The organism is Gardnerella sp. C0684A1, from assembly GCF_055326835.1.
In genome coordinates, this window is sequence record NZ_JBLTSX010000003.1 from 178141 (window position 1) to 194271 (window position 16131).

12 protein-coding genes and 1 riboswitch are annotated in these 16131 nt (G+C 42.0%); of the genes, 4 read left to right on the forward strand and 8 right to left on the reverse strand.

The window, feature by feature from the left end:
• Window positions 1-21: 21 nt before the first annotated feature.
• Both ppgK and ACNEUN_RS04080 read right to left on the reverse strand, forming a co-directional pair.
• Window positions 22-792: a polyphosphate--glucose phosphotransferase gene (ppgK, locus tag ACNEUN_RS04075; RefSeq protein ID WP_427876841.1), complete on the reverse strand. Its 771-nt coding sequence runs from the start codon at window positions 790-792 to the stop codon at window positions 22-24.
• Between the two features lie 179 nt (window positions 793-971).
• Window positions 972-1997 carry a glycosyltransferase family 2 protein gene (locus tag ACNEUN_RS04080; protein ID WP_463630991.1) on the reverse strand — a complete coding sequence of 342 codons (1026 nt, stop codon included), beginning with the start codon at window positions 1995-1997 and terminating at the stop codon, window positions 972-974.
• Between the two features lie 97 nt (window positions 1998-2094).
• Window positions 2095-2242: riboswitch (FMN riboswitch) on the forward strand.
• Between the two features lie 6 nt (window positions 2243-2248).
• Between ACNEUN_RS04080 and ACNEUN_RS04085 the strand changes: the two genes are divergently transcribed.
• The 3 genes from ACNEUN_RS04085 (at window position 2249) to ACNEUN_RS04095 (ending at window position 5602) form a co-directional block, all read left to right on the forward strand.
• On the forward strand, window positions 2249-2818 hold the full coding sequence (locus ACNEUN_RS04085) for an ECF transporter S component (protein ID WP_427876837.1): 570 nt from the start codon (window positions 2249-2251) through the stop codon (window positions 2816-2818).
• Window positions 2819-2866: 48 nt separating this feature from the next.
• Window positions 2867-5194, forward strand: a complete 2328-nt coding sequence (locus ACNEUN_RS04090) for an energy-coupling factor transporter ATPase (RefSeq protein WP_463630993.1) — start codon at window positions 2867-2869, stop codon at window positions 5192-5194.
• Window positions 5195-5296: 102 nt separating this feature from the next.
• Window positions 5297-5602 carry a YhbY family RNA-binding protein gene (locus ACNEUN_RS04095; protein WP_463630995.1) on the forward strand — a complete coding sequence of 102 codons (306 nt, stop codon included), beginning with the start codon at window positions 5297-5299 and terminating at the stop codon, window positions 5600-5602.
• 74 nt (window positions 5603-5676) lie between these two features.
• On the opposite strand, the gene ACNEUN_RS04100 is transcribed toward ACNEUN_RS04095, so the two are convergent.
• The 4 genes from ACNEUN_RS04100 to ACNEUN_RS04115 form a co-directional block, all read right to left on the reverse strand.
• Window positions 5677-7050 carry a replication-associated recombination protein A gene (locus ACNEUN_RS04100; protein ID WP_463630997.1) on the reverse strand — a complete coding sequence of 458 codons (1374 nt, stop codon included), beginning with the start codon at window positions 7048-7050 and terminating at the stop codon, window positions 5677-5679.
• 92 nt (window positions 7051-7142) lie between these two features.
• Entirely contained in the window at window positions 7143-9671 is a 2529-nt protein-coding gene (locus ACNEUN_RS04105; protein WP_463630999.1) for a DEAD/DEAH box helicase, read from the reverse strand.
• 63 nt (window positions 9672-9734) lie between these two features.
• Window positions 9735-11939: a bifunctional cytidylate kinase/GTPase Der gene (der, locus tag ACNEUN_RS04110; protein WP_463631001.1), complete on the reverse strand. Its 2205-nt coding sequence runs from the start codon at window positions 11937-11939 to the stop codon at window positions 9735-9737.
• Window positions 11936-12709 (reverse strand): pseudouridine synthase, encoded by a 774-nt coding sequence (locus tag ACNEUN_RS04115; protein WP_427876826.1) that lies wholly within the window; start codon window positions 12707-12709, stop codon window positions 11936-11938. Before ACNEUN_RS04115 ends, der begins: the two co-directional genes overlap by 4 nt.
• A gap of 253 nt (window positions 12710-12962) precedes the next feature.
• Here ACNEUN_RS04115 and ACNEUN_RS04120 point away from each other — a divergent pair, with 253 nt between their 5' ends.
• Window positions 12963-13940 carry an MIP/aquaporin family protein gene (locus ACNEUN_RS04120; RefSeq protein ID WP_463631003.1) on the forward strand — a complete coding sequence of 326 codons (978 nt, stop codon included), beginning with the start codon at window positions 12963-12965 and terminating at the stop codon, window positions 13938-13940.
• 48 nt (window positions 13941-13988) lie between these two features.
• Here the strand turns inward: ACNEUN_RS04120 and ACNEUN_RS04125 are convergent, their stop codons facing one another.
• Window positions 13989-14306, reverse strand: coding sequence for a DUF3017 domain-containing protein (locus ACNEUN_RS04125; RefSeq protein ID WP_427876822.1), 318 nt, complete (start codon window positions 14304-14306; stop codon window positions 13989-13991).
• 138 nt (window positions 14307-14444) lie between these two features.
• Complete coding sequence (purH, locus tag ACNEUN_RS04130; protein WP_463631097.1) at window positions 14445-16118, reverse strand: bifunctional phosphoribosylaminoimidazolecarboxamide formyltransferase/IMP cyclohydrolase; 1674 nt, start codon at window positions 16116-16118, stop codon at window positions 14445-14447.
• Between the last annotated feature and the right edge of the window lie 13 nt (window positions 16119-16131).

Genomic DNA, 16131 nt, shown 5'->3' on the forward strand with positions numbered 1-16131 from the left:
TATCAACTACGCAGGGTCACCTTACTTCTCCCGTTGTTGCATCGCGTAATAGGCTGCACCAATAATACCAGCCTCATTGTGTAGCGAAGCAACTACTATAGGAGTCTTAATATCGATATGTGGCAAGAACTTTTCACTTACTCGGCTCACGCCACCGCCAACAACGAACAAATCTGGGTTGAAGTACTTTTCCATCAAACCGTAGTACTTAGTCAAACGCTTAGCCCACTTCTTATAACCCATATCCAACTTTTCGCGAACTGAAGAAGCAGCATACTTTTCAGCATCACCTTTACCTTTTTCAAGTTGAATATGACCTAGCTCAGTATTTGGAATAAGAACACCGTTATAAATCAAAGCAGTGCCAATACCTGTTCCAAGAGTCGTTGCAATAACTAAACCATCTTTATCTTTTGCAGCACCAAAATGCTGTTCTGCTAAACCAGCTGCATCGGCATCGTTAACAACAGTTACAGGTCTGCCGCAAGCTTCACTGAATACTTCAGTGACGTCTACACCAATCCAAGACTGATCAAGATTCGCCATAAACTCTAGCTTCTTACCAGGCTTGATTGGAGCTGGGAAAGCAATACCAACTGGAACATCTGGAGTAACGTTAAAATGTTCCAACTGCTGACGAACAATATCAGCAACAGCCTGAGGCGTAGAAACTGCAGGAGTAAGAATCTTATAACGCGGCTCAGCGAACTCACCCTTCTCCAAATTTACCGGTGCAGCTTTGATACCAGAACCACCAATATCAACACCAAACGCTTGTGCTGTGTCAATCATCGTTAACACTCTCCTCTGAATGCGGACAATGGAATATCACGTCCATTCTATCGTATTATTTACACGACACGCTTAAAAATTATGCTATGAGACTATTAGCTAGTATAAAGCAAATTCAAAAGCTGAACGTTTAAATCATAACTTTAAACCATAGCTACATACAAACTTCGAACAGAAAACTATTTCAAAGTAGGCATAGGTTTCCATGAACCATCATGCAAAATTTTTCTAGAAGCAACCCAGCCAGTAAACAACTTACGAATACCAGAAAAAATATGCTCACGATCAACTGCAAACAAGCGAATAATTTCCTTCGCAGCAGTTAAAGCAGTACCAATCGCAAACATAAACGGTCGAAAATCGCCATGAACCATAAAATAGCGCGCCATAAAACCACGATTTCTCATAATATGGTAACGATTCATGTCAGAAGTAGAATTTAATTGACGAACGCCAGCAATATCCCAATTAGGAATATCACGCGTACGTCGAAGAATAATATCTGGAATAACAATTGGATTCGTTACTTTACTAGCAAGATACCCATAAGTAGTATCATCCCAATAAATAAAGTAACGAGAATCAGGAAAACCAATTTTCTCAACAATATCGCGACGAATCAAACCACCCTCGAAGCACATCGTATTCATAACACGATATCCACAACGACCAAATTTGGCCGGAGCAATAGGATTAGGAATACCAAGAGGAACCAAAAAATCATACTGCCAGTAGAAATTACCACCGTCATAATCTAAACGGCTACCTTGAATAACCGCGTGACGCTTAGTCCAAGGTGCAAGACGTTCAATAGCTTCAGGAACAGTTTCAACATCATCGTCCATAACCCAAAACCATTTGGCACCAAGCTCATAAGCTTTCTTAACACCAGCACTAAAACCGCCAGCTCCGCCAAGATTTTCAGACTGAGGAGCATAAACAACGTGCGATTGATTTCCTTCAGAATCTTTTTCAGCTTTTCCCCAACGAGCAGTTAAAGCATCTTCCAAGCCATGCACCATACTGCGAGTTTCATCACTCTGCTCATTGTCAACAACAACAATACGCCAAGGGCATTCGTTTAAGCATTCAAAAGAATGGAATAAATGTTCCAATAATTCTTGACGCTTATAAGTGACCACAACAACAGCCAACTTATCAATAGTATTTACACTAGTATTCTTCAATTTACCCATATTGCTCATACTGGTATTCTCGCACTTACCCTCGCCACCATAACACATAAAAGAATCAGCACGTCACGAAAAGTTCACAATGTTCTTAGCTTGAGATAAAAAAGAATAGTAGTTTCAGGGAAGGTGAAAATCCTTACTGGCGGTAACGAAACATAGCATTACAAGCATTTTCGAAGCCCGCGAGCGGCATACAAGCTGCTGATTCGGTTCAATTCCGAAGCCAACGGTTACAGTCCGGATGGAAGAAACGGAGACCCACCATGGGAATTTCGCATACTCATAATCATCAAACAAACGCCAATAACACTCAATGGTCAAGCGAAAAAATTGCGAAATATGCGCTATTTGTAGCACTTTCAATGGCAGTAAGCTTCATAGAATTCCCGCTTATTCCAGACTTTTCATTCCTAAAATACGATCCTTCTGGAATCGTGTGTCTTGTAGCAGGATTCGCATACGGACCGGCTGCAGCAGCAATCGTAAGCATACTCGGTTTTGCACCACACCTCTTTACTAATCCACTCGGAACCGTGATGGCCGTACTCGTATCTTTAGGAGCTAGCGTTACAGCAGCAATCGTATACAAAAAAATGCATACCAAAAAAGGCGCAATCATTGCACTTTCGGCAGGCTCTATTGTTGCTATTGCGCTCGCAATAGCAGGAAATCTTGTTATTACTCCTCTTTACGCTCACATGACTGTTTCGCAGGTTGTGGCTCTTATTATTCCAGCACTGTTACCGTTTAATATTATTAAACTTGCGCTTCACGTTGTAGTAACAATGCTTGTTTATAAACCAGTTTCTAAACTACTTCACCACAGCAAGTAAATCTTATAAACGGCATAAACTATGCAAAATACCAGCACAAGCAGTAGTATGAACGAAACTCAAAATTGCGCAGTTGAAAACAATACTCTAGTAGTGTTGCGAAATATTTGCTTCAGCTACGATGATGGAAAAACTTGGACACTTAACAATCTAAGTCTTACAATTCGCTCCGGCGAACGCGTAGCGATTGTGGGAAAAAATGGTTCTGGCAAATCAACGCTGGCAAAGATTATTGCCGGTTTAACAGCTCCGGATAGCGGCTATGTTAAATTGTGCGGCGAAAAAGTTTTTGAAAATACTACTGCTTATGCTGACGCTTACAAAAATGCGCGAAAATTTATTGGCGCTCTGTTCCAAAGACCAGAAGATCAGATTGTTACTACTGTTACTGAAGATGATGTTGCTTTTGGACTGGAAAATTTAAACGTAGAACAGCATAAAATGCGAAAACTTGTTAACAATGCTTTAGAAGCTGTTCACATGCAAAATCATAGACTTTCTAACCCGAGTCTTATGAGTGGAGGACAAATGCAGAAAGTTGCTTTAGCAGGATCTATTGCAATGCAGTCAAAGCTACTTGTGCTAGACGAGCCTACTTCTATGCTCGACTCTAAATCTCGCGAAAACGTTGACACATTATTTGACGATTTGCATAAAAGCGGCACGAGTATTGTGCAGATTACACATAGAATTGACGAATGCCAGAATGCAGATCGCATACTTCTGCTAGAAAATGGGGGGCTTCACGAAATTTGTTTAGAAAAACTGGAATCATATTCCAACAATTCTAAATATAGTTTTTCAAAAAAAGCGCAGGAAAATATTAATAATTATGCGAAGCAAAACGCAAGTATAAGCGATAGCGCACATACAAATAAAGCAATTTCAATATCACACTTAACAGTTAAATACGATGATAAATCTCCAGCTGTAATTAACGACTATTCACTTGATGTAAATGAAGGTGAAATAGTTGCAATAATGGGCGAAAACGGCTGTGGAAAATCCACTCTTGCGAAAGCTTTGTGCGGATTATTAAAAGCAGAATCTGGTTCTATAAGCGTAGAAAAAATACCTGTTAGTGAAAAAACTTCTAAAAAGAATCGGCAAAACTTACGCAAAACTATTGGCTACGTTATGCAGCTTCCAGAACAGCAACTTTTTGCAGAAACTGTACGCGAAGATGTTGCTTACGGTCCTAAAAATTTTGGGATAAAAGGAGACGCCCTTAAAGAACGTGTAGATGAAACGTTGAGACTGCTTAATCTTGAAAATTTGGCAGAAAAATCTCCTTTTTCTCTTTCCGGCGGCCAACAGCGTCTTGTAGCAATAGCGGGCGTTCTTGCTTTTAGACCGCGAGTACTTGTGCTTGATGAACCAACAGCAGGATTAGATTTTGAAGCATCGTTGCGCATTCTAGAAATTCTTCGAACTCTTAATAATCAAGGCGTAACAATAGTTATGATTACGCATAATCTTCAAGAAGCAAAATCTTTAGGAGCAAGATTAGTAACACTAAAGGCAAACAAAAGTGAAAGTTTAGAAGATAAAAATAAATCATCACAAGAAACGATTAAACAGGAAGAAACTTCGCAAGAAAAATCAACCTCACTACTTAGCTCTTTTGATCCCAGAATAACACTTATATCCTGCTTTATGCTCATGCTAAGCGCTTTTAGCATCACTCATTACACGCAGTTAGCTGTTCTTGCTTTTGCCACACTGTGTCTAATTATTGTCGCAAAAATACAATTCATAAAACTAATTTCTTCACTACACATGCTTATTGCAATATTTACTTTTTCGGGATTGCTTAATATTCTTGCCGTTCGCACAGGCAAAATACTTTATAAACTTGGGCCGATTATTGTAACTTACGACGGAATTAATTGCGCAATACTATTTGCCACAAGATTCTCGCTTGTAATTATTATTGGCGCAATATTAGTTATGACAATAAGCCCAACAGTACTAACCGAAGCTTGCACGTCTTTACTGTCGCCGCTTAAAACTATTGGAGTGCCAACGCAGGAAATATCGCTTATTATGAGCCTAGCATTGAGATTTTTACCAACGCTTTCTAACGAGGCAGTAGAAGTTGCGCACGCTCAAACCGCTAGAGGTGGAAGCATACGGGACGGCTCAATTTGCAAACGGATTCACGCAATATCTTCGCTTATTGTTCCTGCTTTTGCAGGCATTATTCGCCACTCAGAAACACTTTCTTTAGCACTTGACACTCGCTGCTACACACCAAGCGCAACAAGGTCTCATTTGCACACGTTAAAAGTTAGCGCAAAAGACGTGCTGCTATTAGTTGTGGCCGTTGGTTTTGTTAGCGCGATTATTACGTTCGGAATATTACGTTTCTATTAGCAATATGCAACAATTCGCAATATACTGTATAATCCGTTAAGCACTTGTGTAACTTATGCAATAACTTTTGCGTTATAAGACTTGCATTTGAAAGGACGCCTTATGGCATTGACAAAGAAGCAGATTAAGCAGCTTCGCGCGCTAGCTAATACGCTAAGCCCACTTTTATACGTTGGCAAGAACGATATTACTGATGCAGCTGTGAAGCAGGCAGACGAAACTATGCAGTACCACGAACTCATGAAATGCGCTGTGCAAGATGGTTCTGGCTTAAGTGCTAAAGAAGCTGCTGATGCACTTTCTCAAAAGCTCGGCGCTGAAATCGTGCAAGTAATAGGCAATCGTTTTGTACTTTTCCGCGTCTCAACTCGTGAAGATGTTGATCACATTATGCTCGTGCGCGAATAAAACTCTCTTAAAAAAATAGTAATACTGCATTAAAAGGCTTCTTAAAATTCTAAGGAGCCTTTTAATTATTGACTTTATTTATTGTCATCGGATTTATGAAGAATGTTGCGGATTTGAGATAAGCGCTGAGTAAGCTCATGCTCATAGCCGCGATTCGACGGCTGATAGTATTCGCGACCAACTAGCTCATCTGGCATATATTGCTGAGATGCTACAGCACCCGGATAATCGTGAGCATACTTGTACCCGTCGTGATTGCCCCAACTTTTCATCAAAGCAGTTGGAGCGTTTCGCAAATGAAGAGGCACTTGACCAATATTTCCAGCATCAACATCTTGCAAAGCCTTATTAATAGCGTTATAGCTTGCGTTTGATTTAGGAGCAGTTGCTACAGCAATCACAGCTTCAGAAAGAATAATGCGCGCTTCTGGCATTCCGATTAAAGCAACAGCTTGAGCTGCAGCAACAGTTACTTGTAAAATTTGCGGAGCAGCCATGCCAACTTCTTCAGCAGCAGCAATCATAATTCGCCTTGCAATAAAACGCGGGTCTTCCCCAGCTCTAAGCATTCGCGCTAAATAATGCAAAGAAGCGTCAACATCACTTCCGCGCATCGACTTAATAAAAGCAGAAATCACATCGTAATGATCGTCGCCATCTTTGTCGTAGCGAACTGTAGTAGTATCCATTACGTTAGAAACAATATCGGCAGTAATAACAGGCTTCTTTTTGCCATACTGCAACGAAACATCTCCTGTTACTGCTCCTGCCGCCGCCTCTAAAATAGTAAGAGTTTTGCGAGCATCTCCCCCGCTTAAACGAATAATAGAATCAATAGCGTCATCGTCGATTTTAAGCTGATTATTAAGACCATTTTCGCTAGAAATTGCGCGTTCAATAAGCGTGCGCAAATCTTCTACACTAAGAGACTCAAGTTTAACAACTACTGATCTACTAAGTAATGGCTTAATAATTGAAAAACTTGGATTTTCGGTAGTAGCTCCAATAAAAGTTACATCGCGATTTTCTACGCTTGGAAGCAAAGCATCTTGCTGAGATTTAGAAAAACGATGAACTTCGTCAATAAACAGAACTGTTTCTTGACCTTTACTAACTAAACGCTCATGCGCGCGATCTAGCACCGCTCGAACATCTTTAACTCCAGAAGTTACAGCAGAAAGCTCTTCAAACACGCGACCAGACTGTTGAGCCACAATATAAGCAAGCGTAGTTTTACCAACTCCTGGAGGCCCAAACAACACAACAGAACTTGGAGATGTAAGAGAACCTTTAGATTGAGGATTTGCAAGCCTGCGCAAAGGAGAACCATCTTTTAGCGCATGAGTCTGCCCAAGAACGTCTTCGATAGCGCTCGGTCGCATACGAACTGCCAAAGGACGCGTTACATCACTTGGTGCGCTACTTGCTGCAAATAAATCTTGCTCCATAAATACCAGCTTACACTACATATAGAACAAACGTTCGATTGCATTCTGCTTCTACTTCTGCGTTCTGCGTTCTGTTAGCACATTTTTAAAAATCACACGTGCGAAACCTGATAATCGAAGAACACAACTTCGCCTTCATCTTGCGTTGCATCCAAATCAACAACGCCAGTAATAGCCCAATTATGATCTCCGTCTGAATCGTCAATGATCTGCCGAACTTTCCACGAATGTTCACTCTTCTCAAGCGAATCATCCAAAATAAACAAGTCTCCACTTCGAGCCTTGGCGTCTATTCCAACATACTCGTGCTCATCGTAATAGTCGTCAAGCACATCATTCCACTCGTGAACGCCGTAGCCCCAAGCCTTGTCAAGCTCCCCTAAAGTATCCGCATCTTCCAAATCCATAAGCTGCACACGACGGAACATTGCGTTTCGAATCAACACAATAAGACCGCGACGATCCTCAACTACAGACTCAGAAGTTGAAGGCGCAGCCATAGTTACAGCGCTAGCTTCAGCATCCGATCCTCCTGCACTTTCCCACTCGTCAACAAGACTTGAATCAATAGAGCGAACAACAAGACGAAGCCACGAAATAATGTCACGCAATTCTTCGTTAAGCATGTCTTCTGGCACAGTGCGAGCAAGCGAACGGTAAGCGTCCGAAAGGTAACGAAGAAGCGTTCCCTCACTTCTAGCAATGCCATAACGAGAAATGTATCCAGTAAAATCAGAGGCGGTTTCAACCATGTCTCGAAGCACAGATTTAGGCTTAATCCAATAGTCGTTTGCCCACGGAACATCCTTGCGATATTGCGCAAAAGCAGGAGCTAGCAAATCTTCCAAAGGCTTAGGATAGCTAACTTCAGCTAAGCGTTCCATGCGCTCTTCGTAATCAATGCCATCATCCTTCATACCAGCCATTGCAGCATCGCGAGCCTTACGCTCTTGCGCACGAAGCACAGGCTTAGGATCATCTAAAGTTGATTCAACCATAGAAATTACGTCAAGCGCATAGCTTGGAGATTCTGGGTCTAGAAGTTCCAAAGCTGCGAGCAAGAACGGAGAAAGCGGCTGATCTAGCGCAAAGCCCTCTGGCATAGCAATATCAAGATCATAATCACAAGAACCATCCGAAATCTCTCTGCATTCAATGACTTTAGTATCGAGCAAAGTTTGGAAAATATCGTCGCAACGCTCAAGCAATTTTTCTTTATCTTGCGGCTTTTGTGCGCTATCTTCAATAAGTTTTTCAACGCGCGCTCTAGCATCCCCACCTTGCGTAACTTCGTTCAAAATCATTGAGTGCGTTACAACCATGTGAGGATTCAAAGTTTCTGGAGCGCTTTCAATAAGCTTAGTAAATGTCTGCTCACCCCAAACAACAAAGCCTTCTGGAGCTTTCTTACGCTTAACTTTTTTAAGCTTCTTAGGATCATTTCCAGCTTTTGCAACAGCTCGCGCATTCTCAATCTCGAACTCTGGAGCCTCTGCAACTACTAAGCCCTCAGTATCGAATCCCATTCTGCCTGCACGTCCTGCAATTTGATGAAACTCGCGAGCGCGAAGCTTTCGACTACGGTTCCCGTCAAACTTTGTAAGAGCTGTAAGCACAACCGAGTGAATTGGCACGTTAATACCAACGCCGAGAGTGTCTGTGCCGCAAATAACCGGCAGCAATCCTTGCTGAGCTAGCTGTTCTACAAGCCTACGGTAGCGCGGAAGCATACCAGCATGATGAACGCCGACGCCAGTGCGCAGTAGCCTTTGCAAAATTTTGCCGAAGCCTGTAGTAAATTTAGTTCCTTTAATCGCTTGAGCAATTTTGTCTCGCTGCTCTTTGCTTGAAACTCCCGTACTAGCAAGCGCTTGCGCTGTTTCCAAAGCTGCATCTTGCGAAAAATGAACTACGTAGATTGGAGTTAAACCCTTGTTAAATAAGAGTTCTACAGTTGTGGCAAGCGGCTTATCTGTGTACTCGTATTCAAGCGGTATTGGTCTTGGCGCGTCTGCAATAATATCAACACTACGTTTTGTTGATTTTTCTAAGCGTTCCGCAATATCCGATACGTCTCCAAGAGTTGCGCTCATAAGTAAGAATTGCGTATTTGGAAGCGTAAGTAGCGGCACTTGCCAAGCCCATCCGCGCTCTGGATCGCCATAGTAATGAAATTCGTCCATTGCAACGCAATCAACTTCAGCGTTTGCGCCTTCACGTAAGGCTTGATTTGCTAAGATTTCCGCCGTGCAGCAGATTATTGGAGCATCCGCATTAATATGCGAGTCGCCTGTAATCATACCAACGTTGTCACGCCCAAAAATAGCTACTAAATCGAAGAATTTTTCGGATACAAGAGCTTTAATTGGCGCAGTATAGTAGGAGCGTCTGCCGGTGGCGAGTGCCGCAAAATGCATACCGAGCGCGACAAGCGACTTTCCAGAACCTGTTGGAGTGTTTAAAATAACATGGTCTCCTGCAAGTAAATCCATAACGGATTCTTCTTGATGCGGCCACAAATCTACATGCTTGTTATCTTTAACCCAATCAACAAATGCCTGAAAAATCTCATCTTCGCTAGCATGATGCAAATCAAAAGCTAACTCGCCCAAACCAGCCATATACGCTCCTACTTTACTTAAGCTTTACTCGTGACTTTAATCGCAAATTTATTTACTTGCGCTTTACTTACGCTTCTTCTTATCTCGTACTTTTACTGAGATTTGAATAGGAGTTCCCTCGAATCCAAACTCTTCTCGAAGAGAACGCTCAATAAAGCGACGATAACCGTGCTCTAAGAAGCCGGTTGTGAATATTACAAAACGAGGAGGGCGCGTAGAAGCTTGCGTAGCAAACAAGATTCTCGCTTGCTTTCCGCCTCGCAAAGGATGCGGATGAGCAGACTGAATACGCCCTAAGAAAGCGTTCAGCTTGCCTGTAGGAATACGCTTATCCCAGCTGTCTAAAGCTGTTCGCATAGCACGCGCAAGACGATTCGTATGCCATCCTGTTTTTGCGGAAAGATTTACGCGCTCAGCCCAAGTTACGCGCTCAAACTCAGTTTTCCACAAGCGTTCCATGCGCTGCCTGGAAAATTCGTCCATCAAATCCCACTTGTTAAAAACAAGTACGATTGCGCGACCAGCGTCCACAGCCTGGCTCATAACTTTCAAATCCTGCTCTGCAATCGGCTGTGAAGAATCGAAAAGAATCAAAGCAAGTTCAGAACGCTCAATCGCAGCTTGCGTACGAAGTGAAGAATAGTATTCAGCACCCGTAAGCTTATGCTGCCTGCGCTTAATACCAGCAGTGTCAATAAACAGCCAGTCTTCTCCATCAACTCGCACAACCTCATCAACAGGGTCTCGAGTAGTTCCAGCCAAATCGTTCACAACAGAACGTTCTTCGTGAGCTAAATGATTCAAAAGCGAAGACTTACCAACGTTTGGACGGCCTACTAAAGCAACTCTGCGAAGTCCTTCTGGAGTTAAGAATCCTGAAGTTTTATTCGCTTTCTTTAAAGAGTTAAGAGCCGCGTCAAGCAAATCTCCAACGCCTCTTCCGTGCATTGCAGAAATTCCGTAAGGCTCACCCATTCCGAGCTTCCAAAACTCTGCAGTTAAATACTCGCTTCTAGCATCGTCAACCTTGTTAACTGCCAAAGTAATAGGCTTACCTGCAGCACGAAGCATTGAAACAATACGCTCGTCGGTAGCTGTTAAACCAACTTGGCCATCTACTAGGAAAATCACAGCATCGCTTAAACGCACTGCTACTTGAGCTTGCTGAGCAATAGAAGAATCAATTCCTTCAACATCTGCTTCCCAGCCACCAGTGTCAACCAGCTTAAAGTTGGTTCCGGCCCACTCAGCGTCGTAGCTTACGCGATCTCTCGTAACACCTGGAGTATCTTCTACAACAGCAACTCTGTGACCTAAAATACGATTTACAAGCGTTGATTTTCCAACGTTTGGTCGACCTATAACGGCAATTACTCCAACAGCTTTAGAATCTTTCGCATTGTCTTGATTTACTTCGTCGCCTCGAAGAAGCGCACGATCTTCATCGTCAAGATCGTAGCCTTCAAGATTAGCTGCATAACGGTCGTACTCATCCTGCTCAATCGCAGCATCAACCATTTCAACAAGAGCGTCAAGAGTCTGCTCAAAAGTCAAATCAGAATTATCGAGAGTTGTAACGCCGTCTGCCGCTTGAAGAAAATGCGTAACTTTAGAATCTTTAGCGTCACGAGCGCGAATATCGTCTTCTTCAGATTCATTATTCTTAGATTCATTATTTTGCAAATTTTCTTGCGCAATATCCTGCTTGTTTCTGCGAGCTTGACGCACTTCCTCACGAGCAGTAAGAAGCACGCGAACTTGTGCATTAGGAGCCACAACAGTAGTGATATCGCGGCCTTCTGCAACTATTCCTTCTCCGCCTGAGAAAGAATCTTCACTAGACTCTGAAGCAATATACGCACGCTGAGCAGCAATAAGCATACGGCGAACTGCAGGAATTGAAGATACAGTAGACACATGCGAAGAAACTTCTCCAGAACGCAATTCTTCGCTAATATCCTCACCTTCGACAGTCACTACAGGATTTTTAGGATCAACGCTAAAATCAGCGTCACTTTCAGTGAACAAAGCTCCAACGGCTTCAACAATTTGATTAAAACGTTCAGTATCCGCTGGATTTACAGGATTTCCTTCTTCATCCAATTCAAGTTGCGTACTTAAATCAATACCTTGTTTCAAGCACCACCAAGCAGCAGCTCTATACATTGCGCCCGTATCTAAATACGCAAAACCATAGTATTGCGCTAAAGCACGAGAAGTAGAAGATTTACCTACTCCTGCTGGTCCATCAATTGCTACGCAAATCACAGGCCAACCTCCTTAGAAAGCGAGCGCACTTCTGTTTGAGAAAGCACTCGATACGATCCAGCTTTTAAGTCACCCAATTTAATAGGGCCAATTTGCGTACGAACAAGACGCTTTACAGGGTATCCTACTGCTCCAAAAATTCTTCGCACAATACGATTCTTACCAGAGTGCAACACAACTTTTACAATAGTTGCATCGTGATTCTGGTCGATTATTGCGCAGCGATCGAGCTTAATCCAACCGTCTTCAAGATTTACGCCTTGCGAAACCAAGCGTCTGCAAACCAAACCGTTGATCTTTCCTTCAACAGTTGCAATATAAGTTTTCTCAACTTCATACTTTGGGTGCATAACATGTTGGCTTAGCTCACCATCGTTGGTCATTAAAATAAGACCTTCAGAATCGTAATCCAAACGTCCCATGTGGAAAATTCGCTCGTATTTGTCTCCAACAATGTCTCTTAAAGTGAAACGCCCTTTTGGATCGTCCATTGCGCTAAGAACACGCTTAGGCTTATTCAAAGCAAGAGTTACTAATTTCGTATTAAATTTCACTCTAGAACCATCAACACGCACTTTTTGGCGTTTTGGATCTACTCTAGTACCCAGTGTTGTTACCAATTCGTCGTCTACTTCAACACGCCCATCTAGAATAATCTCTTCACATTTGCGTCTTGAACCAAATCCCGCTTCAGCAAGCAGCTTCTGCAGTCGAATGGCGTTGTTGTCATCTGAATGCGCCTGATTGGCGCGGGAATATGCGTTTGGCATCGTTCTCCCAACGTGACCTAAAGAATTATCAAACAATTATTCGCACTAATTAATAAAACTACAGCGCTAAATAATCGACAATTCGTTATTTTTAAACTAATTACTGTGCGGCTTTTTATAAAATTTGTGAAAATTTGAAAATCACCGCAACTATTTATGTTACCGTATGGCATGGCCGTGATAGTATAACAAACGTAATTTTTAATAAAATTGTATAACAATGTGTTATTACGCATGTATTGAGGAATCTAATATGACAGATACATCTTCACAAGGGTTGCAGAATAATGCAAAACCTACTTTTCCGCTCATTCTACGAATTGCAATAGAATTTGCCGCAAGCTTCTTCGCGATGCTAGTAATATACGCAGTTTCTATATTCTTTAATTTGATTCAAGATCAAAATATTGTTACTAATACTGTTACTATTCTTGTAACTGGTCTTGCTTATTCTTGTGCAATTTCTGCTTTTATAAGATTACACAGCAGTCATGTAAACCCTGCTGTAACAATAGCAGCAATGCTTACCGGAAAAACAAAATATTTAGACGGATTATTCTATATAATTGCACAATTCGTTGGTGCTTTTGCTGCAGCTTTTACTATTCCATTGATTACTCCAAAAGTTGGTTTAAAAGATATGAAAATGTCTGACTGGTATTCAGCTGCAACGAACAGTTACAATGTTTCTTTCCCATTTGCAAAATTCCACTTCCAATATAATTTAACGTTTACAGTTATATCGGCTCTTGTGATTGAAACTATTGCAACTGTAATTGTTGTTGCTACTGCAATAAACAATATGGACGAAAATGGCAAAGCTAAGAAAGGCTATGTTGGGTATATTGGTGTTGCTTATGTTGTAGCAGCTTTGCTAACATACTACGCAACTAATGTTGGTTTGAATCCTGCTAGATCAACTGCTGTAGCAGTTTTAGCTAATCCAAAATCTTCTATAACCCCTCCTCTTAACCAACTTTGGGTATTCTTTGTTGCACCAATTTTCGCTGCAGCAATTGTAGGCTTCCTAGCTTTGGCAGGAAAACTCATAATTCTTGCAGCAGAAAAAGCAAATCATACTTCTGCACACAAACTTAATTCTCATAAACGCAGCAGCAAGTTTGAATTGTTGAATAATTCTGAAGAATCAGTTTCAAGTAATGAAAGTAATGAAAGTAATGAAAATAATGAAACTGACGATGAAGAAACCCTCGACACATTAAGCAAATAAAATAAAATGCGCATATGAGTGCGTTAGCTTAACATAATGCTGATGCACTCATACCATGAATATTATTGATAGATAAGTTCCGAGCAAACCGATCCCAAGAAAAATACTCAGTATAGAGTCAAAAAGTACAGAACGCACTTTCCACGGACTGCGTTTGCGAAGTATTAATCGCATTAAACCTAAAGCAATAGCCGTCACAGAAATAATAATTGTGGCGGCTTTTGTATGCCCAAAAAATGCTAAGACAGCAGATACGCATACTATAAGTGCTACAATCCACTCAGCATAAGGCTTACCCTCGCGTTTTTCTGACACATAAGGATGCTCTGTTTTATTAGATTCAATCTGCTTTTCACTCTTAGTCATACTTGTATCATACCTGCTTCGCAATAACTAGATAATAAGACATAAATTCTTTTAGGACATAACGCAGAAGATGCAGCGCTTGAAGTTATAACAAACGCTGCATCTTCAGGATATTTACTTACTTAATGATTTACGGATTTAGTGGAAGAAGTGGCGAGTGCCGGTAGTGTACATCGTTACGCCGGCTGCGCGCGCAGCTTCAAACACTTCCTCATCGCGAATAGATCCACCAGGCTGTACAATTGCGCGAACGCCAGCTTCAATAAGAATCTGCGGACCATCGGCAAATGGGAAGAATGCGTCGGAAGCCGCAACAGCTCCGCGAGCACGCTCAACCCCATCAGCCAAAGTATTCGCACGCTCAACAGCCAAATGGCATGAATCTACGCGATTAACCTGGCCCATACCAATGCCAACAGTAGCATTGTCGTGCGCAAGCAAAATGGCGTTAGACTTTACGCAACGAAGTGAGCGCCAAGCAAACTCTAAATCGCGCAAAGTATCAGCATCTGCAGGATTTCCAGAAACAAGAGTCCAATTAGCAGGATCGTCACCAAAGTCGTCAATTTTATCTGCCGACTGCACTAGCGCACCACCGTCAATAGGATGCACTTGCAAATCCAAAACTGGCGGATTTGCAACCTTTAAAATACGAAGATTCTTTTTCTTAGTGCGAAGCAATTCCAAAGCTTCAGGCTCGTAGTCTGGAGCAACAATAACTTCCGTGAAAATTGGACGCACGCTTTCTGCCATTTCCAAAGTTACTGTAGTATTTGCAGCAATCACACCACCGTAAGCACTTACAGGATCGCAAGCGTGAGCTTTTTTATGAGCTTCTGCAGCAGTTTCCCCAATCGCCAATCCGCAAGGATTATTATGCTTGCAAACAGCAACTGCAATTTGCGGAGCAAAATCCCATACTGCACGCCAAGCAGCATCAGCATCAACATAATTGTTGTAACTCATAGGTTTTCCGCCAAGAAGTTCAGCTTGAGCTAAACCACCCTTATGCAAAGGATCCACGTACAATCCGGCCTGCTGGTGTGGGTTTTCGCCGTAACGAAGCTCATGCTCCAAATGCCAAGTTCGCGTGTAGTCTGCTGGAAGCAACACAGTTTCAGCATTTTTAGACTCGTCTTCAACAACGTTTGTATTCAAGCTTTCCGGCTTTGGCCAAGATTTTTGAGTCCACTGAGATATTGCAGCATCGTAAGCTGCAGTATGCTCAAAAGCTTTAGCGGCAAGATATTCTCGTTCTTGCAAACTAAATCCTTCGCCGGAAGCCACACGATCTGCTAAAAGCTGGTAATCTGCAGGATCAGTAATAACTGCAACAGAATTATGATTTTTAGCGGCAGCTCTGATCATAGAAGGTCCACCAATATCAATCTTCTCAATAATTGCGTCACTATCAGCACCGCTCATAACAGTGTCAACAAACGGATAAAGGTTTACTACTACAGCATCAAATGGCTTTATGTTTAAATCTTCAAGCTGCTTTACATGATCAGCATTATTCATATCTGCAAGAATTCCAGCATGAATATGCGGATCTAAAGTCTTCACCCTTCCATCAAGACTTTCCGGAAAGCCGGTAACGTCAGAAACTTCAGTAACAGCAACACCAAGCTGCGTAAGTCGAGCAGCTGTAGAGCCTGTAGAAACTACTTCAGTGCCAGCTTTTACAAAAGCTTCAGCTAGCGGCTCCAAACCATCTTTACAAAATACTGAAACCAGTACTCTATTAATCGACCTCTTACCTGTGGTTATCAGCACATCTGCATCTGCTTCTTGCTTATGTATCTGTTGCACGACGGTCACGCCC

Bases quoted from the DNA above. Each gene is read 5' to 3' on its own strand.
- ppgK (WP_427876841.1), bottom strand. From the start codon at position 792: ATGATTGACACAGCACAAGCGTTTGGTGTTGATATTGGTGGTTCTGGT.
- ACNEUN_RS04080 (WP_463630991.1), bottom strand. From the start codon at position 1,997: ATGAGCAATATGGGTAAATTGAAGAATACTAGTGTAAATACTATTGAT.
- ACNEUN_RS04085 (WP_427876837.1), top strand. From the start codon at position 2,249: ATGGGAATTTCGCATACTCATAATCATCAAACAAACGCCAATAACACT.
- ACNEUN_RS04090 (WP_463630993.1), top strand. From the start codon at position 2,867: ATGAACGAAACTCAAAATTGCGCAGTTGAAAACAATACTCTAGTAGTG.
- ACNEUN_RS04095 (WP_463630995.1), top strand. From the start codon at position 5,297: ATGGCATTGACAAAGAAGCAGATTAAGCAGCTTCGCGCGCTAGCTAAT.
- ACNEUN_RS04100 (WP_463630997.1), bottom strand. From the start codon at position 7,050: ATGGAGCAAGATTTATTTGCAGCAAGTAGCGCACCAAGTGATGTAACG.
- ACNEUN_RS04105 (WP_463630999.1), bottom strand. From the start codon at position 9,671: ATGGCTGGTTTGGGCGAGTTAGCTTTTGATTTGCATCATGCTAGCGAA.
- ACNEUN_RS04115 (WP_427876826.1), bottom strand. From the start codon at position 12,709: ATGCCAAACGCATATTCCCGCGCCAATCAGGCGCATTCAGATGACAAC.
- ACNEUN_RS04120 (WP_463631003.1), top strand. From the start codon at position 12,963: ATGACAGATACATCTTCACAAGGGTTGCAGAATAATGCAAAACCTACT.
- ACNEUN_RS04125 (WP_427876822.1), bottom strand. From the start codon at position 14,306: ATGACTAAGAGTGAAAAGCAGATTGAATCTAATAAAACAGAGCATCCT.